The following is a 21,253-nucleotide window of genomic DNA, read 5'->3' on the forward strand; positions in this document are numbered from 1 at the left end:
GAGTCATCGTGAGCGGAGCCACGGGCGCCGGATCGGCCGGTACCTCCATGGGTACGGAAACGGACGGCGGCGGCCGTGGCTCCGCCGCGAACGGGACGGGTGCGGGCAGTACGACCGATCCGCACACGACCAACCTGAAGCCGGTGAAGGTGTCCGAGGCGGACTCTTCCCGTACGTCTGGATCCCAGGGGGGAACTGTGACGGACACCCGAGGCCCGGCCGCGGCCGGTGAGGCGCAGGCCGGCTCGCCGCTGCCCGGCGAGCGGCGCCCGGAGCAGTCCGCGGGTCCGTACCACCCGCCGCAGGCCTATCCGGCGCAGGGCCCCGCGAGTGCGGTGCGCAAGCCGCGTACCGGTGCGCGGACGGCGCCGCGGACCCGTAAGGCGCGGCTGCGGGTGGCCAAGGCCGATCCGTGGTCGGTGATGAAGGTCAGCTTCCTGCTCTCCATCGCGCTCGGCATCTGCACGGTCGTCGCGTCGGCGGTGCTGTGGATGGTCATGGACGCGATGGGCGTGTTCTCGACGGTCGGCGGCACGATCTCCGAGGCCACGGGCTCCAACGAGGCGAACGGCTTCGACCTCCAGGCGTTCCTGTCCCTCCCCCACGTCCTGATGTTCACGACGATCATCGCGGTCATCGACGTGGTGCTGGCCACGGCGCTGGCGACGCTGGGCGCGTTCATCTACAACCTCTCCGCGGGCTTCGTGGGCGGCATCGAGCTGACACTCGCGGAGGACGAGTGACGGCTGGCGGACACCCCCGGCTGCCCTGTCCCGACGGTCCCCCGACAACCGATTTTGGGACTGCCGTGGTCGTGCGCTAATCTTCAGGAGTCAGCGCGCGGGACACACACCGCAAAGCGCGGCGGGGCTATAGCTCAGTTGGTTAGAGCGCATCCCTGATAAGGATGAGGCCACAGGTTCAAATCCTGTTAGCCCCACCAGTACGAAGACCCCCAGCCGATCATGGTTGGGGGTCTTTGGCATCTACGACCGGCATCAACCGGCCGGACGAGGTGTGATGACTGCTGACGCGAGGCCGCCCACGAGGAGGCGTGCGGAGGAAGTGACGGGCCCCTACCACTCGGTCCGGCAATGAGAATGCCCGACCGCTGGCGACGGGGGATGCACCAGCGATCGGGCTATGGCCAAGGGTAACAAGGTTGCCGCTCCCGTGGGGCGAAGTCCGGGGGGAATCAGGCATGTTGGCCGATCATCGACTACACGGGGGATCGTAGGAGAGCCGGGGAAGGTACTCGTGCCACCGCTGCGGGGTCAGGACGTTGCGGGTGACCGCGCAGATGTGGCGGATCGCAGTGTCGGCGTCCAGGCTCCACAGGCGGACCGTGTCGGCGCCGCTGGAGACGCCGAGGACGTGGCTGTTGGGGCTGAAGGACAGAAAGCTGCCGATCTTGGCGTTGGGGCTCATCGACTGGCCGATCGGGGTCGCCCCGGCGGGGTCGGTGACGTTCCACAGCCGGACGGTGTTGTCGTTGCCGCCGCTGGCCAGGGTGCGGCCGCCGGTGCCGAAGGTGAGCGAGGTGACCGCCTCGGTGTGGCCGGTGAGCGGGGCACCCGGCGAGCTTGCCGGGGCCGGTCCTGTGACGTCCCACAGGCGGACGGTGTCGTCGTCGCTGCCGCTGGCCAGGGTGTGGCCGTCGGGGCTGTAGGCGAGCGCGTTGACGGGGCCCGAGTGCTTGGTGAGCGCTCCCCCGAGGGGAACGGTGCGGGCGGGGTCGGTGACGTTCCACAGCCGGACCGTGCTGTCCGCGCTGCCGCTGGCCAGGGTGTGGCCGTCCGGGCTGAAGACGAGGGAGTTGATGAAGCCCCGGTGGCCGGTGAGCGGCTTGCCCAGGGGTACGGCACGGGCGGGGTCGGTGACGTTCCACAGCTGGATGGTGCGGTCGTCGTAGGCGGTGGCCAGAGTGCGGCCGTCCGGGCTGTAGGCCAGCGCCTCGGGGCCCATGAAGCGGGTGCGCAGGCGCAGCGGCGGGCCGGCGGAGACCGGGTGGGCGGGGTCGGAGACGTTCCACAGGTGGGCGGTCTTCGCTCCCGTGAGGACCGCGAGGGTGCGGCCGTCAGGGGAGAACGTCAGGGAGCGCTGGTCGCCGTCCGCCTGCATGAACGGTTCTCCCAGCGGCACGGGCCGGTCGGGCCGCGCCACGTTCCACAGCCGCAGTCTGCCGTCCCGGGCGGCCGTGGCCAGAACCCGCCCGTCCGGCCGGAACGCTCCGTTCCGGCCGATCATGTCCGAGGTCGGGACCGACCACAGACGCACCTTGCTGTCCCCGCTGCCGGTGGCCAGGGTCCGGCCGTCGGGGCTGAAGCCCAGCGCGTACATCTCGCCGCTGCCGCCCGCGAGCGGCTCGCCGACCTGGGACGGGGACGCCGGATCGCTGATGTTCCACAGGCTCGCCGTGCTGTCCGCGCTCGCCGCGGCCAGCCGGCCGCCGTCCGGGCTGAACGCCACGGACCAGATCGGACCGGTGTGGCCGGTCAGCGGTGAGCCGATCGACTGCGCGCGCCCGGGATCGGTGACGTCCCACAGCCGGATGGTGTCGTCCGCACTGCCGCTGGCCAGGGTGTGGCCGTCGGGGCCGAAGGCCACCGAGTGCACCAGGTCCGTGTGCCCGCGCAGCACCTTGAGCGGCTCGGCCCGCCCCGGGCCCGCCGTGCGCCACAGCCGGATCGTGTTGTCGTCGCCGCCCGTCGCGAGCGTCCGCCCGTCCGGGCTGAACGCCACGCACCGCACCGCGGCGTCGTGGCCGCGCAGGGCGGAGCGCTCGGTGGGCCGGCTCCGGTCGCTCATGTCCCACAGCCGCACGGTGCGGTCCTCGCCGGCCGAGGCCAGCGCCTTGCCGTCCGGGCTGAAGGCGACCAGGTAGATCGTGCCCTGACGGGCGTCGAGCGGTCTGCCGAGCGGCACCGGGTGCGCGCGGTCGGTGACGTCCCACAGCCGGATCGTCCCGTCGTCGCCGGCCGAGGCCAGGGTCCGTCCGTCCGGGCTGAAGACCGCGCTGCTCACCCAGCTGGTGTGCCCCAGGAGGGGTTTGCCGAGCGGGGCCGGGCGGTTCGGATCGGACACGTCCCACAGCCGGACCGTGCGGTCGTAACCGGCCGTGGCCAGGGTCTTGGCGTCGGAACTGAAGGAGGTGAGATAGACGGCACCGGTGTGACCGGACAGCGAGGTGGCCAGCGGCGAGTTCACGATCGAGATGAGCCTGCTGTAGGTGCCCTCGTCGCCGGGGCGCAGCCGGTGGGCGACGAGATCGAGCTGGGCGGCCAGTGACGGGTCCGTGTGCTGCACCCGGTCGGCCTCGGCGAGGACCTGCTCGAACACGGCGTCGTCGCGCTGCTTCCAGGCGATCACCGCGGTACCGGCAGCGAGCACGGCCAGCACCACCAGCGCCGCCACCGCCGCCCGGCCCAGCCACACCGTACGCCGGCGCAGCCGTGTCGAGGCGGCCAGGAACTCCACCGCGCTGCGGGTCAGGTGCCGGTGCCCGGCCTCCCGCGCCCAGTTGCGGGTCTTCTCCAGCCGCGTGCCGCGGTACAGCAGCGAGTTGTCCCGGTTGGTGCTCTCCCAGGCCCGGCTGTCCTCTTCGAGCCGCTGGCGCACGAGATGGTCGCCGCGGCCCTCGTCGATCCAGTGCCGCAGCCGTGGCCAGGCGTGCAGCAGCGCCTCGTGGGTGATCTCGACGGTCTCCGCGTCCAGCGTCACCAGCCGGGCCTGGACCAGTGCCTCGAGGGACTCCTCCGTCTTGCCCGGGTCCGCCGCCTCCTCCGCCAGCTGCCGCCGGGTGCCGCGCCGGCGGGTGGTCTGGGTGTCCTCGCCGAGCCGGACCAGGCGCAGCAGGAGCAGCCGGGCGGCGGTGCGGGCCGCGGGGTCCAGGCCGGACCAGGCGCGCTCGGCGGTCGCAGCCACCGCACCCTGGATGCCGCCCGCGGCGCGGTAACCGGTCAGCGTCAGCCGCCCGGCCTTCCGGCGCTGCCAGGTGGCGAGCAGGGCGTGTGACAGCAGCGGGAGCACGCCCGCGTCGTGGGCCCCGCGCGGGCCGTCGGCGCTCACCTCGCGCACGATCAGCTCGGCGAGGCCGGGCTCCAGCTCCAGGCCGACGGCCTTGGCCGGGCCGGTCACCGCCTCGCGCAGCTCGGTGCTGGTCAGCGGGCCGAGCACCATGTGGCGGTGCTGCAGTGCGTCGGCGAGTTCGGGGTAGCCGAGGCACTGCTCGTAGAAGTCGGCACGGATGCCGACGACGACGAGGACGGGCGCGGGCTCGCGGGAACCGGCGGGCGGGGTGCAGGCGGCGTAGAGCAGCTGGATGAAGGTGCGCCGCTCGACCTCGTCGGCGCAGAGGGTGAACGCTTCTTCGAACTGGTCCACGATGACGACGGGCCGGGTGCCCCCGGGGATCTCGCGGCGCGCCCAGGCGGTGACCGCCTCGTGGGCGGCCCGGGCGAGATGCGGGGCGTCGGAGCCGGGCGCCGCCGGATTGTCCGTCGCCTCCTGCTCGGCCTTGCGGGCGTCGGCGGCGACGGGGGCGAGGTCCGGGATGCCGCGGATCAGCTCGGCCAGCGGATCGGCACCCGGGACCAGATGCAGGACGGGGTCGGCGGGAGCGTCCTGGGGCGGGGCCGCCGTCGAGGACCGGGGCGGGGCGGCCTGCGGAGCCGGTGCCGCGGTGCCGGCCCCGGCCGGGCGCGGGCCGTCGGCCGTCGTCTCCTGGCGGGCGGGGCGTGGGCCGTCGGCCGTCTCCTGGCGGGCGGTGTCCAGGGCGCCGTCGCGTATCGCGGTCACCAGGCCGGCGTTGAGCAGGGACGACTTGCCGGCTCCGGAGGCGCCGACGAGCATCACCAGCCCGCCCGTGCGTTCGGCCGCGCGGAGCTGGGCGACGAGCGCCTTCGTGCTGCGCTCCCGGCCGAAGAACCAGCGCGCATCCTCCTGCCGGTACGGCGCGAGGCCCCGGTAGGGGCACACGCCTCCGGCGACGGGCGGGGCCTGCGCCGGTGGCCGCCGGTCGTCCTCGGCGTCCGGCGCGGGCCGGTCGCCGGCCGGGTCGGCCAGCGCGCGTTCCCACAGCCGCTGCCAGTGCGCGAGGTCGTACAGGCCGGTGGAGACCGGCGCGGGACGCAGGCGCCGCGCCTCCGGTATCAGGATCTGCAGGACCGCGGCGAGGGCGGCGAACTGGGCCGGTACGTTCCTGGCCCGGCGCCAGTCGCTGATCCGCTGCGCGGACACCCGTACGGGCCGGCCGCGCTCGTCGACCCGCTGCAGCCGTACGACCGACTCGGAGACCGTCTTGAGGGGAGGGTTTCCGGCCTCCTTGTACAGCAGCGCGAGGCGTTCGGCGAAAGCTGTGCGTGCCCCTGAGTCGGAACTCAAGGCCCCACCCCTTACTTCCCCCGTGGCTGGACGTCCGGACCGGAAAACCCACCTTATACGCCTGACCTGCGAAGAAGGGCTGGTTCGCAGACCGGAACCTCCTCGGCGACGACAACAGGTGGCAGGATCCGAACCCGTCAGCCGACGCATCACGATCCGTCCGGACAGGCCACCGGCACAGTGCCCGGAGAGACAGCCCATGCCGTCGAACGTTCTCGGTCAATCTCCGCCGCAGGCAGGGAGCGGCGACCGCACCGCACAGTGAGCCCCCGCGCATCCCGCGAACGGGCTCCCGGCTTCAGCCCGCGCCGCACGCCGTAGCGGCACGGGTTGACACCCTGCACCGTTCGGCACCGGTCCCCACGAGGGGAGGGACCGGTGCCGGGCGGGCAGGGACCCCCGACTTCCGCCGCCGGCCTCAGACGAGCCAGCCCGCCTCCCGGGCCGCGGCGACGGCCTGCCGCTCGGCCTCCTCGGCAGTGGCGTTCAGCGACGCGTCCCTCCCCTGCGCCATGCCGCCGGCCGCAGCCGCGGCGGCCCGGGACGCCGACAGCGCCGCTCGCAGGGCGGCCGCCGACACCGGGCCGCCCCCGGCAGCGGCCAGCTGGGCGGCGAGCGCGGCGGTGGCGGCGGTGTTGCGGGCGCAGCGGGCGTCCGCCGCGGGGTCCGGCGCGCTCTCGGCCAGGGCGGCCAGCGAACCGGCCGACAGCCGCACTGCGTTGGCCGCCCGGCCGGCCGAGTCCTTCGGCACGATCTCGGCCGCGTCCCGGGCGACGCCGGCGTACCGGCACGCGGCGATCGCGCGGTCGTGGGCGCTGTGGGCGCGGGCACCGTGGGCCCGGCGCAGTTCCTGTGCCCGCAGTTCCGCCTGCGGGTCCCTGTCGGTCGCCGTCGTTTCCCGTCCGTTCATCTCCGGCCTCCGTCTGCCTGGACGACACCGCGGGCAGGGTGCCACGGCGCCCGCGAAGAGACCAGAAGCACAGGGGTATCCCCCGGACACGGGAGCCGGAGGGCGGCCCGGGACGGCCTGGAAAACTGATGGAGTGTCAGATATGGTCGGGCCGGCCGTTTCCGAAGGGGTGAGTGCCATGCAGGAGCAGCGTCCCCGGTGCCCGCTACCGCCCGGTGAACCGCGGTGGGTCGCGATGTTCCACCAGCCCGCCCGGGACACCTGGACGGTGGGCGCGCAGTCGCCGTACCGGGCCCCGGTGCTGTACGCCGTCGGGGACATGACCCAGACCCTGCGGGCGCGCGGGGACGAGGTGACGGTCGCGCTCTGGGGACCCCGGGACGGCGAGTGGCACCTGTTCGACACGCCGTCCGCCAAGGCCCCCGCCGCCCCGGGGCGGCCCGTGTCCGGTGCCGCCGAACCGGAGCGGCTCGCCGAACGCATGACGGACCGCCGGCACCAGGTGCTCATGGCCGGTCTGAGCAAGGCGGGTCTGTACGACCTGGACGACGAGGACGGCGAGGCGGTGCGGGCGCTGGCCGACCGGCTCGACGAGCCCACCGTCCGCCGGGTCGCCCACTGGCTCTCCAGCGCGGCCGGACAGCGGTAGCGGCAACCTGGTGACCGGCCCGGTCGGCCGGGCGTGCCGCCCGCCGGGCAGTGACCCGCTGGAGAAGCCGTGAGCGTTCTCCCCGTGTTCGTGGTGTTCTCGCGGAGCGGTGTGCCTGCACCGTGTTCGTGGTGTTCTCGCGGAGCGGTGTGCCTGCACCGTGTTCGTGGTGTTCTCGCGGAGCGGTGAGCCTGAACCGTGGCCGTGGCGTTCTCACGGGGCCGCGGGAGCGGGGGCGGCGGGCGGGGCCGGTGAGACCGTGGCCGGCGGGTAGCTCCAGCCGAAGCCGGCCAGCGCGCGGGCGCGAGCCTCCGCGACCGCCGACCTGTCCGCCCGTTCGGCCGGGTCGACGTGGGCCGCCTGGCCCGTGAGCTGCCCTTCCCACTTGCGGTACAGCAGGCCGGTCTGCGCCGAGAACCAGCCCCGGCTCACCGCGTCCAGCGCCAGCAGCAGACCGGTGTCCTCGGAGGCCGGCAGCGCCATCCAGCCGCCCAGGGCGGCGAGCAGTTCCCTGCGGACGCAGAGGGTCGCCGGATGGACCGGTGCGCGGAAGCCGTTCCGCTTCCAGTGCTCGAGGACGGTACCGCGTTCGAGCGGACCGTCGTCCGGGTCGCCGGGGAAGCCGGCCGTGGAGCCGTCGGGCAGCAGGTCGAGGACGCGCGAGGCCGTCCACCCGATGCCGGGGTCCGCCTCCAGCACGGCGATGTCGCGGGCCAGCGCGCCCGGGGTGAGCCGGTCGTCGGCGTCCAGCACCTTGACGTACACGCCCTCGGCGCGGGCCAGCGCGATCGTCCGGGCGACTCCGGGCCCGCCGGCGCGTCCCTGACGGAAGGACACGCGCGCGTCGTCCGGAACGTGCGGGCGGACCTGGTCCGTGGTGCCGTCCTCCTGCACGACCCACTGCCACGACCAGCCCTCGGGAAGCCGCTGAGCGCACAGGGACGCGTACGCCTCCGGCAGGAAGCGGGCGGACGGGCCGTGGACAGCGGTGACAACGGTGATGCGCCGGCTCACGGCAGCACTCACCACCTTTCCGGGGCGGGGGGCTTCTCGCTGCCAGCATGGCTTAGCCCTGTCCCGCAACAGCGCGAGACCCCCGGCCGGTACCCGGCCGGGGGTCTTTCCGTTTCGACTGGTGCGTACGCAAGTCGCCGTGTGTCGAGACGTCGCGGTACTGCGGTGGGGGAGGGATCAGCAGTCGAGGGATTCCGAGGCCTGCGCGGCGGACGTCATCTCGCTCTGGGTCTCGGTGCCGAGACGGTGGCGGCATCTGGGGGTCTTCCCGTGGGCCTCGGCCCCGATCCGCTGCTTCATCGTGGGGGGCAGTGCCTTGCCATTGGACCAGGCCCAGAGGTTCGCCGGGATCGTCGGGACCGTGCGCTGGGCGGTGCCGGTGAGGGGGCTGTCGGTCACGGGTCCGTCCGCGGCGGTGGCGGTCGCGGCGGTGGCGGTGGCGAGTCCGAGCGCCGTGCACAGCGCGAGGAAGGCGGTGACGATGGCGGTCCACAGCTTCATGACCTTGTTCTGGGTCATGGCCCCTCACTTTCGGGTTGGGCGATTTGCGTACTTTGTTCATGATGTGTATGGGGATCGCGAAGTGGTGGACCTGCGCCCGTGGCGCGTCGATGTTCAGATGAACACCACTCGAATGGCCGCAAGGGAGCGGAAAAGTCGCAAATCACGGTGAGGGTGAGCGAAGGGGGAGCAAAGTAACCGTGTGTGCGGACATGGTCACCCTCCGGACCGGACGGGCTCCGACCTGGCCTAATGCGCTGCCCGGGGCGGGAGTTGGGCCTCGACGCAGGTCACCGATCGATATCGGCCGGTGTGTATAGTCGGGCGGCAGAGGTCCCCTACGTCAAGGAAAGACGAGGTCGCGCGGTGAAGAAGCTGCTCCTGGTCGCACTGGCCGCCATCGGCGGGCTCCTCGTGTACCGCCAGATCCAGGCGGATCGCGCCGAGCAGGACCTGTGGACGGAGGCGACTGACTCCGTGCCCACGGGTTCCTGAATCCCGATACCCATCTGAACTGACCCCGGCCGCCTCCGCGGTCGGGGTTTTGCGTTGCCCGGCGTCTCGTGTTGCGGGGCTCCGGCGGCTGGGGTAGGCCGGTGCGGTGGGCGGCGCGGCACGGCGGGGGCGATGCCGGGCGTTTCGGACGGCCGTGGCCATTGCCCGGATGACGCAGCGGTGGCCGGTGCAGGATGGGCACGGTCCGCCGTCGGCTGCCGGGGCGCGCGAGCGGACCGGGATCGCGGACGACGAGCGGGGGTGGCGGCACGTGCGGGGGCCAGGACGTACGGCGTGGTGGCGGCACGCGCGAGGGTCAGGACGTACGGCGTGGTGGCGGCACGCGCGAGGGTCAGGCCGTGCGGTCTGGTGGCGGCACGTGCACGGATCAGGCCGTGCGGCCTGGTGGCGGGGTGTCCGCCGCGGTGTTCGCCGGACCGTGTTTCCGGTGCTCTGTGCGGCCCTCGTCGTGACCGCCGTGCAACCGGCCGCAGCCGCGGGCGCGCGCCCGGGGCCGTACGCCTTCGCACCCGGCGCCCGGACCGTCGCAGGCGCGCAGGACACCGCGGGTGCCGCCCCGCTCGACCCCCGCCACACCTACCGCAGCTCACTCCCACGCAACGGCAAGCTCTACTACCGTCTCCACCTCGCCGCGACGGACACGGCGTACGTCCCCGTCACCGCCGTACCGCCGGCGGACGCCACCGTCTCCGCCACCGACGGCATCCGCGTATCGCTCCGGGACGCGCACGGTGCCTCCTGCTCCTTCGCCTCCGCCCGCTTCGGCGCGGGACTCAGCCCGCGCCCGGTCACGGCACTGGCGGAGCGCGAGGCCGGCAAGTCGCTGTGCCAGGGCGCGGGCACGTACTACCTGCTCGTCGAACGCCTCGACGCCGAAGGCTCCGGTACGGCGGCCCGGACCGGTGCCTGGGACCTGGAGATCGCGCCCGTCACGGAACCGGGCCCGGCGCGGGCCGCCCGCACCACCGCCCCCGGAAACTGGAACTCCGCCACCCCCGCACCCCTCACGGCCCAGCCCGCCGACCGCACCGGCGGCACCGGCTTCGCCACGGCACGTCCACTGGGCCAGGGGGTGTGGCGGACCCGCCTCGAGCCCGGGCAGACGCAGTTCTACAAGGTGCCGCTGGAATGGGGCCGGCAACTGTACGCCTCCGCCGAACTGGGCGGCTCCCCCGGCCGCGGCTACGTCGGCGGCGCCCTGAACCTCTCCCTCTACAACCCCGTCCGCGGCTCCGTCGACGACACCGCCCTCGGCTACACCGGAACCCCGAAGCCCACGGCCCTGCGGCCGCTGCCGCCGGTGGAGTACGCCAACCGGTACGCCGTGCCCGCCGCGGTGTCCTCCGTCCGTTTCGCCGGCGACTACTACCTGGTCCTGCACCTCAGCACACACCTCACCGACAGCTTCGGGCCGGGCCCGTTCCGGGTGACCCTGCGCGTCCGGGTGGGCGGACAGGCGCACGCGGGACCCGAGTACGCCGGCCGGCCCGTACCGGAGGACGTCTTCACGGTCACCGCGCAGGACCGGGCGGCCGCGCTGACCGGGAACACCGGGGACGGGGACGGCCTTGCGATGAAACTGGTCGCGTTCGGCGGGATCGGCACGGGGACCGCGCTGCTGCTGGTCCTCGGCGGCTGGACGGTGGCCGCCCGGCGCGGTCAGATGCGGGCCAGCGCCCAGAAACCCACCGCGTAGCAGGCGAGCGCCAGCAGCAGGAGCGGGATCACGGCTTTGGCCGGCGGACCGGGACGGCGCGCCGCACGCCTGCCCCGGCGTCCCCGCGCGGGCGGCGCGGAGGGAGTGGCCGGTGCCCGCAGGGGAGGGGCGGGGAGCGGAACCCGGGGGTCGCGGGAGGTGTAGGGGGCGGTGACGGAGTCGGCGCGCGGCTCCGGTGCCGGGGTCTGGAAGGGAGGGGGGAGACGGAAACTGCCGGTGTCGGAGAGGGTGCCGGTGTCGGGGTCGGACAGGGAGCCGGTGCCGGAGAGGGAGCCGGTGCCGGTGGGCGTCCACTCGCCCGGGCTCGGCCTACCCCTCGTACGGGAACGCGCACTCGCACCCGCACCGGTGGCGTCGTGCCCGCCCGCACCCGCACCCGCACCGGTGCCGTCGTGCCCGCCCGCACCCGCGCCCGTCCCGCCTTCCGGGGCCGCTTCATGGAGCGCTTGCGGGACCGCTTCACGGAGCGCTTGCGGGACCGCTTCACGGAGGGCTTCCGGGACCGTTTCCGAGGCCGGTCCGGAAGCCACTCCGGCGGCCCTGACGAGAGGGCCGTCGGGGCCGAAACCCGGTGGCAGGGGGCCGAGTTGGTCGAAGATCTCGATGAGTTCGTCGTCGGGGCCGGGCTCCGGCAGGAGTTCCACGGCGGCGGCGAGCGCCTTGCGCGCCCCCGTGGCCGTGCGGAACCGGTCCGCGGGGTCGGGCTGCAGCAGCGAGGCGACGACCTGCCAGAGCGGTTCCGGGATGCCCTTGGGCGGGCCGGGGGTGCCGTGCTCCAGGAAGTACTGCACGAGCGCCTTGCTGTCGGGTCTGGCGCCCTCGAGGAGGTACAGCGCGACCAGGCCGGCGGTGAACAGGTCGGCAGCGAAGTCGGGTTCGGCGCCCAGCATCTGCTCGGGGGCGAGATAGCCGGGCGTGCCCACGACGAGGTTGGTCTCCGTCAGACGGGGTTCCCCGAGCCGCATGGCGATGCCGAAGTCGGACAGCCTGAGCCGCGGCCGGCCCGTGCCGGTGGCTTCGAGGAGCACGTTGGCGGGCTTGACGTCCCGGTGGACGACGCCTTCCGCGTGCACCGCGGCGAGCCCGGACAGGAGCTGGTCGAGCAGGGTGCACACGAACGCGGGCGGCAGGGGGCCGTAGTCGCCGACCAGGTGGACCAGCGAGCCGCCGGCGACCAGGTCCATCGTGAACAGCACCTTGTCGTCGTCGGCCGCCCAGCTGGCCGGGGCGAGGACGTTCGGGTGGTCGATGCGCAGAGCCTGCTCGCGGACGAAGCGGAGCAGGGAGTGGGCGTCGCGCTGCTGGAGGACCTTGGCGGCCACGTAACGCCGTCGGCGATGGTCCCAGGCGCGCCACACGGCGCCCACGCCACCGCGTCCGATCGGGTCGGCCAGCTCGTACCGGCCGGCGAAGACCTCACCCATGGCAGCCGCCGCTCCTCCCCCTGGCCCGGTGCGCCCCCCGGCGCTCCCGCGTCCCCTGCTCCCCTTCACTACCCACGTGACGAGAGATACGCCCTCCTGCCCCCGGCTCCCCCTCCGGTCTCTCGGCGGAGTTCCGGCACCTCCAGACCCTCCGGCCGGGCCCCGGGCTCCCTGAGGGAGACCGGGCCGAGAGGTCAGTTCTGGTGGGACTGGTAGTGCGCGACGGCGTCGGAGGTCCGGCCGGCGCCGTAGACGCGGAGGAACTCCGCCAGTTCGGGGTGGCTCGGGGCGAGGGCGTCCGCGGCGTCGATGATGTCGCCCGCGGCGGCCACCGAGCGCAGCAGTGACTGGATCTCGCGGACCACGCGCTTGACCGTGGGTGCGCCCGAACTGTTCGTGGTCTGCGTGGTGTTGTTGCTGAGCACGGAGCCCCCCTGCGACTTCTTGATCTCGTCCATGCGCTCGGTCGCCTCGGCGGCGCTGACGCTGCCGTCCGCGACCTGGGCCGCCAGCTCCTGCAGCAGCTGCACCCGCTGGACCACCGCGGGGTTGCCGATCTTGGCGCGCTGACCGCTCATCAGCTGCGAGAGCATGGGAGCCGACAGCCCCAGGGCCGCAGCGAGCCGGGCCTGGTTCAGCCCGAGATCTTCGATGAGCTTACGGAAGAGCGCCCCCAACGGCTCCCCGTACCAGTTCCGCTGCAGCTCCCGCGCTCTCGCGGTGGCTTCCTGCTGTGCGGCGTCCATTGCGTCTCCCCATCGCTTCCCCTGAAAACCGCGGTTCGCTGTAGCGAACCACGTCGAGCATCTTACGGAGAGTGGTCATCCGCGGGGACCCCCAATCTTTTTGCGGGATACGGGGGGTGACCCGGTACTCTGGTCTGCGGCACCGCCGGAGCATGATTCTTCCGGCCGGTCGCTCCTTTCCGGGGCCTTAGCTCAGTTGGTAGAGCGCCGTCTTTGCATGGCGGATGTCAGGGGTTCGACTCCCCTAGGCTCCACAGCCCGGGAGCCCCTTTGACCTGCGGAAACGTCGGTCAGAGGGGCTCTCTGTGTTCCTGGTGTTCCCGGTGTTCCCGCCCCCGCCTCACTGCCTCGTCAGGCGGTGACGTGGCGGTGCAAGGGCGCGGCGCCTGGGCCGGTGCGATCCAGCCGTACCTGGTGGGGGCGCAGTGCGCCGGGCACCGCTTCGGCGGCGCCCAGAACCGAGGCGGCCAACGTCATGTGCACCGGGGTGCCGGCGTCGGTCTGCCGGAGGACGGTCTGTCGGAAGATGGCCGGCCGGAAGACGGTCTGTCGGAAGATGGCCGGCCGGAAGACGGTCTGTCGGAAGATGGCCGGCCGGAAGACGGCCGAGCCGAACCCGGAGTTCGACGCGGCAGCGACGTTCCACCTGGAACCGTCGCTCATGGACGAAGACCCCTCCGAGCCGCGTTGTCCGCGGATCGGAGGGGTCTTCGTCTCCTGCCAGGGAAGGGTCTGTTACCTGTCAGGAGAACCGGGCGGTCACTGGTCGTCGCGGTCCGCTGCCTCGTCCTCCGCCTGCTTGGCCTGGACCTCGGGGTCGAGGGGAGAGGCGTTCGTGCCGTCCACCGAGGTGATACGGCCGGCGTCGGGGACCTCCGTCGCCGCGGGCGGTTCGACCAGCCAGTCGGGGTTGGCCTGCTTGTCCCACCACTTCCAGGCCGCGAATGCGCCGCCCGCGGCGACGGACAGCAACGCGAACACCTTCATGGCGCGGCCGGTCCGGCTGCGCCGTGCATTGCGCCGGGCCAGCTTCTGGATCTCCTGCGCCGAGACCTGGCCGCGCAGCGCGACCAGGGCGGCGGCGCCGCGTGCGGCGGCCTCGTCGCGCACCGGAGCGGCCGCGGCCATGGCATGCTCGATCTTCGGACGCGAGTACTCGGCGGCCTGCCGGGCGGCCTTGCGGGTACGGACGGCGGCTTCGTGCGCGGCCAGGTCCACCTTCGGCGGGACATGCGCGAGGGCCTGCTCCAGTCGCGGGGCGAGCCGGGCGTCGTACTGTTCGCGGGCCTGTTCGGCGGCCTGCGACATCACGGGCGCCAGCCGTACGCGTGCCTCCTGCGCGTAATGCGCGGCACGCTCCTTGGCCGTGTCGGCGTAGGGCGCCACCACTTCCGCGGCGTGCAGCACGCTGTCCTTCGCCGAGCCGGTCGCGGCGCGCACGCTGTCGATGCGGGTCACGGGTTCCTCCTCCTCGGTGGCGTACGGTATTTCGACTTTCCACCCTTTTACGGATCATGCCTGTCAACGCTCCGGGCGGCATGCGAGGGCGGGCATATGGGTGCCGATCACTCTCTTCGGTGCGGTTCAGGGCAACCGGAGCCCGTTCTCGACCCTGCCACGAATCGCCGCGGCCCGCTGCCCTCCCGGTGGAAGTCATGGCCGCCCGGCGACGCCGGTGCCAGACCGTGCAAGGATCGAAGCGTCGCAGCAGACGACGACGGAAGGCAGACCGTGGGCGAGCAGCTCTACGCCACTTTGAAGACCAGCCTCGGCGACATCGAGGTCCGGCTCTTCCCGCACCACGCGCCCGTCACGGTCGCCAACTTCGTCGAGCTGGCCCGGGGCGAGCGCGAGTGGACACACCCCCGCACCGGAGAGAAGACGAGAAACCCGCTCTACGACGGCACGGTCTTCCACTCCGTCATCAGCGGATTCATGATCCAGGGCGGTGATCCCCTCGGCAACGGCCTCGGCGGCCCCGGCTACGGGTTCGAGGACGAGTTCCACCCGGACCTGTCCTTCGTGGCCCCGTACCTGATGGCCATGGCCAGCGCCGGCCCGGGCACCAACGGCTCCCAGTTCTTCATCACCGTCACCCCGAGCACGTGGCTGAACGGCAAGCGCACCATCTTCGGCGAGGTCACCGGCCCGCCCGGACAGAAGGTCGTCGACGCCATCGCGAGCGTGCCGACCGGACGCAACGACCGGCCGCTGGACGACGTCGTCATCGAGACGGTGGTCATCGAGACGCGCGAGGGCTGAGACAGGCGAGGGCTCGGACGCACACGAGGACCGAGACCCGCGCGAGGACCCGAGTCCCGCGCGAGGGCCGGGACCCGCACCCGGAGAACCGTGGGAAACCGCCCGCCGGAAGCCCTGGGAGACCGCCCGCCGGAAACCGTGGGACTTCGCCACCCGGGGATCACGGAAGAATTGGCAAGGGAACCAAACGCCCCGCTCGTCCGTAAGGATGAGCGGGGCAGGACAGTGCCGCGGGACGGCACACGACGAGCAAGGGGAACCGATGGACCAGGCCGCAGGCAGCACGCAGGACGCCCGGAGCGTGCCCGTGTGCTACCGGCACCCGGACCGCGAGACCGGCGTGCGCTGCACCCGCTGCGAACGCCCCATCTGCCCCGAGTGCATGGTGAGTGCCTCGGTCGGCTTCCAGTGCCCCGACTGCGTCCGCGGCGGCTCCGGCACGGGGCACGCCCCCCAGGCGTCCCGGCCGCGCACGGTCGCCGGCGGCACGGTCGCGGCAGACCCGCGCCTGCTCACCAAGATCCTCATCGGGATCAACCTCGCGGTGTTCGTCGCGATCCAGGCGGACAGCTCGCTCCTGGACCACCTGGTGCTCTACGGCGCCTGGCCCCCGAAGCCGTTCGCGCCCGTCTCCGGCGTCGCGGGCGGCGAGTGGTACCGCTTCGTGACGTCGATGTTCTCGCACCAGGAGTACTGGCACATCGGCTTCAACATGCTGAGCCTGTGGTGGGTCGGCGGCCCCCTCGAACAGGCCCTCGGCCGGGCCCGCTACCTGGCGGTGTACTTCGTCTCCGGGCTGGCCGGCGCCGCGCTGACCTACCTGCTCGTCCCCCCGGCGACCGCCTCGCTCGGCGCCTCGGGGGCCATCTTCGGCCTCTTCGGCGCCACCGCCGTGCTCATGCGCCGGCTCAACTACGACATGCGGCCGGTCATCGCGATGCTGGTGATCAACCTGATCATCACCTTCGGGTTCAGCAACATCGCCTGGCAGGACCACATCGGCGGGCTCGTCGCCGGCGTCGTCACCGGGTATGCGATGGTCCACGCCCCGCGCGAGAAGCGGACCCTGGTGCAGTACGGCACCTGTGCCGCCGTTCTCGCCCTCTCGGTGGCCCTTGTGCTGGTCAGAACCGCTCAGCTCACCTGACGGGGCTGGGGACGGGCCACTTCCGAACCGTTGTCCACAGCGTGTGGCGGATCTTGTGCACGCTGTGCGGGCACAGGTGTGCCCCCTGTCGCTCGGATGCGTTTCCGCAGGTGGGACAGGGGGCGAACGGATGTCTGAAGGGCGCGTGACCAGTCACACCGGCGTCAACATCCCATGGGTTATCCACAGATCGTCGTTCTTTTTCCCCACTGTGGAAAACGGCTGTGGATAACTCAGTGGATAGCCCTGGTCAGAGCTACGCCCAGCGGCTGGCCGGGCCGGTCACTTCCACTGCGTGGAGACGGCGAACCCGGCGGCGATGAAGCCGAAGCCGACCACGATGTTCCAGTTGTCCAGGCTGTCGACCGGCAGCGAGCCGTCGGTCACGTAGAAGACGACGATCCAGGCCAGGCCGATCAGGAACATGGCCAGCATGACCGGCGCGACCCAGGCCTGGTTGGTGAGCCTGATGGCCTGGGCCTGCTTGGCCGCCGGCGGCGTGTAGTCGGCCTTCTTGCGGATACGTGACTTCGGCACGAGGGTCTCTCCTGTCGATGCGCTGCGTGGCCGCGCAGGTAACTGGGTCGGGCTCGGGGCAGCGTACAAGGGGCCAACATGACGACTCTGTGTGCTCCCCCGGGCGTCCGTTAGCGTAGTGCTTCCGTGGCGCCGAAGGAGATAAGGGTACGTTGAGCAATTCTGCCGACTCCCCCGGGACGGGAGCAACGGGCTCCGGGAGAGGATCAACAGGCTCGGGGACGGGATCAACGGGCTCCGGGACGGGATCAACGGGCTCCGGCCCGCTCCGCAGGCTGCGCCTCCGGCCGGTGCGGGTGCTCACGGCCGCCGTCTTCGCCCTCGCCGGGCTCATCTTCTTCACCAGCTTCAACACGGCCAAGGGCACCGACATCCGGCAGGACGGCTCCCTGCTGAAGCTGTCCGACCTGATCCAGCAGCGCAGCCGCAAGAACAAGGGGCTGGACGAGTCCAACGCCACCTTGCGCGACAGCGTGGAGTCGCTCGCCGAGAGCGACGACGGCAGCACCAGGGCCGAGGACGAGAAACTCGGCGGGCTGGAGGAGCGGGCCGGGACACGCAAGCTCACCGGCAAGGCGATCACCGTCACGCTCAACGACGCCCCGCCCAACGCCACCGCCAAGCTCCCCGGCTATCCGGAGCCGCAGCCCGACTACCTGGTGATCCACCAGCAGGATCTCCAGGCCGTGGTGAACGCGCTGTGGCAGGGCGGCGCCCAGGGCATCAAGGTCATGGACCAGCGGCTGATCTCCACCAGCGCGGTGCGCTGCGTCGGCAACACCCTGATCCTCCAGGGCCGCGTCTACTCGCCCCCGTACAAGATCACGGCGGTCGGCGACCCGGACCGGCTCAAGCAGGCGCTGGCCGCGAGCAAGGCCATCCAGACCTACATGGTGTACGTCAACGTCTACGGTCTCGGCTGGAAAGTCGCCGACGACGGCACGGTGACTCTTCCCGGCTACTCCGGCACAGTGGATCTGCACTACGCGAAGCCAGTGGGGTAGACGTCCGTCCGGGAGCCGCCGGTGCGTGTGATCGTCAGGACCGTCAGCGAACTGTGCATCACCCTCGGCGCCCTGACCGTGCTCTTCGTCGTCTATGTGCTGTTCTGGACGGGGGTACGGGCCGAGGGCGCGATGAGCGACCAGATCGACCAGCTGCACCGGCAGTGGTCGACCGGCACCGTGCGGCAGCAGGACCCCCCCGGCGAGCAGCCGGTGAGCGTGGCCGAGCCGGAGCCGTACCGCGAGGGCGAGCCCTTCGCGATCATGTACATCCCCCGGCTCGGTTCCACGTGGAACAAGCCGGTCCTGCAGGGCACCGGCCGGGACGAGCTGGCCAAGGGCCTCGGCCATTACCGGGGCACCGCGCAGCTGGGCCGGGAGGGCAACTTCGCTGTCGCCGGGCACCGGCGGACCTACGGCGACCCGTTCAAGGACTTCCCGACGCTGCGGCCGGGCGACGCTGTGGTGCTCACGGACGGAACGACCTGGTTCACGTATCGGATCGACAAAGGGCCTTACAAAACCGTGCCGACGGATGTTGAGGTGATCGATCCTGTCCCACGTAAGTCCGGGTACACGCGTCCGGGCCGCTATCTGACGCTGACCACGTGCGATCCGGAATGGGGGCACAGTCACCGGCTGATCGTCTGGGCGCACCTGGACTCCACACAGCCTGTGGAGGCAGGCGAACCGAGGGCTCTGCGCCGTTAGTCTGGTGACGTACGGCGTGGGTCTGGTGCCGTAGGGATACGGAAGGGACGGCAAGGACGGCATGTACGGCTGGATCTGGCGGCATCTGCCGGGAAACGCGTGGGCGAAGGCGCTCATCTCGCTCGCACTGGTCCTGGCCCTGGTCTACGTCCTGTTCCAGTACGTCTTCCCCTGGGCCGAACCGCTGCTGCCCTTCAACGATGTGACGGTGGACAACCAGTGAGTGCGCGGATTCTCGTCGTCGACAACTACGACAGCTTCGTCTTCAACCTCGTCCAGTACCTCTACCAGCTGGGTGCCGAGTGCGAGGTGCTGCGCAACGACGAGGTGTCGACGGCGCATGCCCAGGACGGCTTCGACGGTGTACTGCTCTCGCCCGGCCCCGGCACGCCGGAGGAGGCGGGCGTGTGCGTGGACATGGTCCGGCACTGCGCCGCGACCGGAGTGCCGGTCTTCGGGGTCTGCCTCGGCATGCAGTCGATGCAGGTGGCCTACGGCGGTGTGGTCGACCGGGCGCCCGAGCTGCTGCACGGCAAGACCTCGCCGGTCGAGCACGAGGGCAAGGGCGTCTTCGCGGGCCTGCCCTCGCCCTTCACGGCGACCCGGTACCACTCGCTGGCCGCCGAGCCGGCGACCGTCCCGGCCGAGCTGGAGGTGACCGCCCGCACCCACGACGGGATCATCATGGGCCTGCGGCACCGTGAACTCCCGGTGGAGGGCGTGCAGTTCCACCCCGAGTCGGTGCTGACCGAGCACGGCCACCGGATGCTGGCCAACTGGCTGGCGGAATGCGGCGACCAGGGTGCCGTGGCGAGGTCGGCGGGGCTCGCCCCGGTGGTGGGCAGGGCCACGGCGTGACCGCGCTGCGCCCCGAGCGCGAGGACTTGTACGGCGGCGACAGGCCGTACGAGTCCTCCGGCGGTGCGCGGCCTTACGGCGGACGCCGGCCGGACCCGGCGACGGCGCCGTTGCCTCCCGTGGATGAGGAGACGATGGCGCTGCGGATCCCCGACCTTCCCGGGGACGAGGCCACACGGGCCTCTGCAGCCTCATCTGCCTCTGCTGCCACCGGAGTCACACCGGGCGGCCGTGCGGCCCGCAGAAGGGCCGCCAAGCGGCGTGGCGGGCGGCGACGCGCCGGACCTCGGGAGACGGTGGCTGCGTCGCCCTCGGAGCGGGATCCGCAGCGTCCGCTGACCCGGGTGGAGGCCCGGCGCCAGGCGCGGCTGCGCAAGCCGAGTCCGGCGACCCTCGTGAGCCGGGCGATCGGCGAGGTGTTCATCACCACCGGCCTGCTGATGCTGCTGTTCGTCACCTACCAGCTGTGGTGGACCAACGTCCGTGCGCATGCGCAGGCCGGCAGCGAGGCCAGTCAGCTGCAGGACGACTGGGCCAGCGGGAAACGCAACCCGGGCGCCTTCGAGCCGGGACAGGGTTTCGCCATCCTGCACATCCCCGAGCTGGACGTGGCCGCGCCCATAGCGGAGGGCGTGGACAACAAGAAGGTGCTCGACAAGGGAATGATCGGGCACTACGGCGAGGGCCCGCTGAAGACGGCGATGCCCGACGCCAGGACGGGCAACTTCGGTCTTGCGGCCCACCGCAACACGCACGGCGAACCGTTCCGCTACATCAACCGGCTCAAGGCCGGTGACGCGATCGTGGTGGAGACGCAGGACACCTACTTCGTGTACAAGGTCACCTCGATGCTGCCGGTGACCCCGCCCTCGAACACGAGCGTGCTGGACCCCGTCCCACCGGGTTCCGGCTTCACCGAGCCCGGCCGGTACATCACCCTCACCACGTGCACGCCGGAGTTCACCAGCAAGTACCGGCTGATCGTCTGGGGCAAGATGGTCCAGGAACGCCCGCGCAGCAAGGGCAAGCCGGACGCGCTCATCGAGTAGGGCTCATCGAGTAAGGGCAGAGGAACTGTGGCAGCGACCACCGACGAGACCGAAGAGACCACGGACGCGTCCGAACCGGACCCGGCTCCGCGCCGCCGGCGCCCCGGCCGGATCGCGATGGCGGTCAGCGTCTTCGGCGAACTCCTCATCACGGGCGGCGTGCTGCTCGGCCTGTTCGTCGTCTACTCGCTGTGGTGGACGAACGTGATAGCGGACCGCAAGGCGGACCGGCAGGGCGACAAGGTCCGCGAGCACTGGGCCCAGGAGACGGACTCCGGCCCGGGTGCGCTCGACACCGAGGACGGCATCGGCTTCCTGCACGTGCCGGCGATGGGCAACGGCGAGGTCCTGGTCGAGGAGGGCACGGGCGAGGACGTCCTCAACGACGGTGTGGCCGGCTACTACACGGAACCGGCCAAGGCCACGCTGCCCATGACGGGCAAGGACGGCAACTTCACCCTCGCCGCCCACCGGGACGGCCACGGCGCCAAGTTCCACGACATCGACAAGCTGGAGGAGGGCGACCCGATCGTCTTCGAGACGCGGGACGACTGGTACGTCTACAAGGTCTACTCGATCCTCCCCGAGACCTCGAAGTACAACGTGGACGTCCTCTCCCCGGTCCCCGAGGAGTCCGGCAAGGAGAAACCCGGCCACTACATCACCCTGACGACCTGCACCCCCGTCTACACCTCCCGCTACCGCTACGTGGTGTGGGGCGAACTGGTCCGCGTGGAGAAGGTCGACAGCGAACGCACTCCGCCGAAGGAACTGCGCGGCTGACAAAGGTCCTCGAGCAACTCCGTCACCTGGCACGGCGGATTCG

The 21,253-nt window shown here is 71.9% G+C and carries 21 protein-coding genes and 2 tRNA genes; 14 read left to right on the forward strand and 9 right to left on the reverse strand.

The features are described 5' to 3' along the window. Positions 1-8: 8 nt before the first annotated feature. Together ACZ4SF_RS22280 and ACZ4SF_RS22285 are read left to right on the forward strand one after the other, a co-directional pair. Entirely contained in the window at positions 9-743 is a 735-nt protein-coding gene (locus ACZ4SF_RS22280) for a DUF3566 domain-containing protein (RefSeq protein WP_468387104.1), read from the forward strand. Positions 744-866: 123 nt separating this feature from the next. Then, positions 867-943 (forward strand) — tRNA-Ile (locus tag ACZ4SF_RS22285). A gap of 269 nt (positions 944-1,212) precedes the next feature. Here the strand turns inward: ACZ4SF_RS22285 and ACZ4SF_RS22290 are convergent. Both ACZ4SF_RS22290 and ACZ4SF_RS22295 read right to left on the reverse strand, forming a co-directional pair. Beyond that, positions 1,213-5,382, reverse strand: a complete 4,170-nt coding sequence (locus tag ACZ4SF_RS22290) for an nSTAND1 domain-containing NTPase (RefSeq protein ID WP_468387107.1) — start codon at positions 5,380-5,382, stop codon at positions 1,213-1,215. A gap of 418 nt (positions 5,383-5,800) precedes the next feature. Further along, the gene (locus ACZ4SF_RS22295) at positions 5,801-6,292 is read right to left on the reverse strand and encodes a hypothetical protein (RefSeq protein ID WP_468387109.1); all 492 of its coding nucleotides are present in this window, start codon (positions 6,290-6,292) and stop codon (positions 5,801-5,803) included. A gap of 235 nt (positions 6,293-6,527) precedes the next feature. Here ACZ4SF_RS22295 and ACZ4SF_RS22300 point away from each other — a divergent pair, with 235 nt between their 5' ends. After that, on the forward strand, positions 6,528-6,941 hold the full coding sequence (locus ACZ4SF_RS22300) for a hypothetical protein (RefSeq protein ID WP_468387111.1): 414 nt from the start codon (positions 6,528-6,530) through the stop codon (positions 6,939-6,941). 213 nt (positions 6,942-7,154) lie between these two features. Here the strand turns inward: ACZ4SF_RS22300 and ACZ4SF_RS22305 are convergent, their stop codons facing one another. Further along, positions 7,155-7,955 (reverse strand): glycosyltransferase family 2 protein, encoded by an 801-nt coding sequence (locus ACZ4SF_RS22305; RefSeq protein WP_468387113.1) that lies wholly within the window; start codon positions 7,953-7,955, stop codon positions 7,155-7,157. Between the two features lie 177 nt (positions 7,956-8,132). Beyond that, entirely contained in the window at positions 8,133-8,474 is a 342-nt protein-coding gene (locus ACZ4SF_RS22310) for a DUF6344 domain-containing protein (protein WP_468387116.1), read from the reverse strand. Between the two features lie 348 nt (positions 8,475-8,822). On the opposite strand from ACZ4SF_RS22310, the gene ACZ4SF_RS22315 reads away from it, so the two are divergent. Together ACZ4SF_RS22315 and ACZ4SF_RS22320 are read left to right on the forward strand one after the other, a co-directional pair. Then, positions 8,823-8,951: a DLW-39 family protein gene (locus tag ACZ4SF_RS22315; RefSeq protein WP_003999697.1), complete on the forward strand. Its 129-nt coding sequence runs from the start codon at positions 8,823-8,825 to the stop codon at positions 8,949-8,951. 448 nt (positions 8,952-9,399) lie between these two features. Then, positions 9,400-10,668, forward strand: a complete 1,269-nt coding sequence (locus tag ACZ4SF_RS22320) for a hypothetical protein (RefSeq protein WP_468387119.1) — start codon at positions 9,400-9,402, stop codon at positions 10,666-10,668. Here ACZ4SF_RS22320 and ACZ4SF_RS22325 read toward each other — a convergent pair. Together ACZ4SF_RS22325 and ACZ4SF_RS22330 are read right to left on the reverse strand one after the other, a co-directional pair. Then, positions 10,632-12,113 (reverse strand): serine/threonine-protein kinase, encoded by a 1,482-nt coding sequence (locus tag ACZ4SF_RS22325; RefSeq protein WP_468387122.1) that lies wholly within the window; start codon positions 12,111-12,113, stop codon positions 10,632-10,634. The two genes, ACZ4SF_RS22320 and ACZ4SF_RS22325, sit on opposite strands and share 37 nt — an antisense overlap. Positions 12,114-12,307: 194 nt before the next feature. Beyond that, entirely contained in the window at positions 12,308-12,859 is a 552-nt protein-coding gene (locus tag ACZ4SF_RS22330; RefSeq protein ID WP_468387124.1) for a DNA-binding protein, read from the reverse strand. Between the two features lie 181 nt (positions 12,860-13,040). Here ACZ4SF_RS22330 and ACZ4SF_RS22335 point away from each other — a divergent pair. After that, a tRNA-Ala gene (locus tag ACZ4SF_RS22335) sits at positions 13,041-13,113 on the forward strand. 97 nt (positions 13,114-13,210) lie between these two features. Here ACZ4SF_RS22335 and ACZ4SF_RS22340 read toward each other — a convergent pair. Together ACZ4SF_RS22340 and ACZ4SF_RS22345 are read right to left on the reverse strand one after the other, a co-directional pair. Continuing rightward, the gene (locus ACZ4SF_RS22340; RefSeq protein ID WP_468387127.1) at positions 13,211-13,522 is read right to left on the reverse strand and encodes a hypothetical protein; all 312 of its coding nucleotides are present in this window, start codon (positions 13,520-13,522) and stop codon (positions 13,211-13,213) included. A 96-nt stretch (positions 13,523-13,618) separates the two neighbouring features. Then, the gene (locus ACZ4SF_RS22345; RefSeq protein ID WP_468387129.1) at positions 13,619-14,317 is read right to left on the reverse strand and encodes a DUF5324 family protein; all 699 of its coding nucleotides are present in this window, start codon (positions 14,315-14,317) and stop codon (positions 13,619-13,621) included. Between the two features lie 273 nt (positions 14,318-14,590). Between ACZ4SF_RS22345 and ACZ4SF_RS22350 the strand changes: the two genes are divergently transcribed. Both ACZ4SF_RS22350 and ACZ4SF_RS22355 read left to right on the forward strand, forming a co-directional pair. Then, entirely contained in the window at positions 14,591-15,121 is a 531-nt protein-coding gene (locus ACZ4SF_RS22350) for a peptidylprolyl isomerase (protein WP_468387132.1), read from the forward strand. Between the two features lie 262 nt (positions 15,122-15,383). After that, positions 15,384-16,268, forward strand: a complete 885-nt coding sequence (locus ACZ4SF_RS22355) for a rhomboid family intramembrane serine protease (protein ID WP_468387134.1) — start codon at positions 15,384-15,386, stop codon at positions 16,266-16,268. 282 nt (positions 16,269-16,550) lie between these two features. On the opposite strand, the gene crgA is transcribed toward ACZ4SF_RS22355, so the two are convergent. Next, positions 16,551-16,805 carry a cell division protein CrgA gene (gene crgA, locus ACZ4SF_RS22360; protein ID WP_468387137.1) on the reverse strand — a complete coding sequence of 85 codons (255 nt, stop codon included), beginning with the start codon at positions 16,803-16,805 and terminating at the stop codon, positions 16,551-16,553. Positions 16,806-16,957: 152 nt separating this feature from the next. Between crgA and ACZ4SF_RS22365 the strand changes: the two genes are divergently transcribed. The 6 genes from ACZ4SF_RS22365 to ACZ4SF_RS22390 all read left to right on the forward strand — a co-directional run bounded on the left by ACZ4SF_RS22365 (position 16,958) and on the right by ACZ4SF_RS22390 (position 21,210). Continuing rightward, positions 16,958-17,809: a DUF881 domain-containing protein gene (locus ACZ4SF_RS22365; RefSeq protein ID WP_468387140.1), complete on the forward strand. Its 852-nt coding sequence runs from the start codon at positions 16,958-16,960 to the stop codon at positions 17,807-17,809. A gap of 21 nt (positions 17,810-17,830) precedes the next feature. Beyond that, the gene (locus tag ACZ4SF_RS22370; RefSeq protein ID WP_468387143.1) at positions 17,831-18,520 is read left to right on the forward strand and encodes a class E sortase; all 690 of its coding nucleotides are present in this window, start codon (positions 17,831-17,833) and stop codon (positions 18,518-18,520) included. Positions 18,521-18,581: 61 nt separating this feature from the next. Further along, on the forward strand, positions 18,582-18,743 hold the full coding sequence (locus ACZ4SF_RS22375; RefSeq protein WP_468387145.1) for a hypothetical protein: 162 nt from the start codon (positions 18,582-18,584) through the stop codon (positions 18,741-18,743). After that, complete coding sequence (locus ACZ4SF_RS22380; protein WP_468387147.1) at positions 18,740-19,378, forward strand: aminodeoxychorismate/anthranilate synthase component II; 639 nt, start codon at positions 18,740-18,742, stop codon at positions 19,376-19,378. The genes ACZ4SF_RS22375 and ACZ4SF_RS22380 overlap by 4 nt, the downstream gene beginning before the upstream one ends. Further along, complete coding sequence (locus ACZ4SF_RS22385; RefSeq protein ID WP_468387150.1) at positions 19,309-20,427, forward strand: class E sortase; 1,119 nt, start codon at positions 19,309-19,311, stop codon at positions 20,425-20,427. The genes ACZ4SF_RS22380 and ACZ4SF_RS22385 overlap by 70 nt, the downstream gene beginning before the upstream one ends. A 27-nt stretch (positions 20,428-20,454) precedes the next feature. Then, complete coding sequence (locus ACZ4SF_RS22390; protein ID WP_468387153.1) at positions 20,455-21,210, forward strand: class E sortase; 756 nt, start codon at positions 20,455-20,457, stop codon at positions 21,208-21,210. The last annotated feature ends 43 nt before the right edge of the window (positions 21,211-21,253 follow it).

Source organism: Streptomyces sp. NPDC027663 (assembly GCF_055566415.1).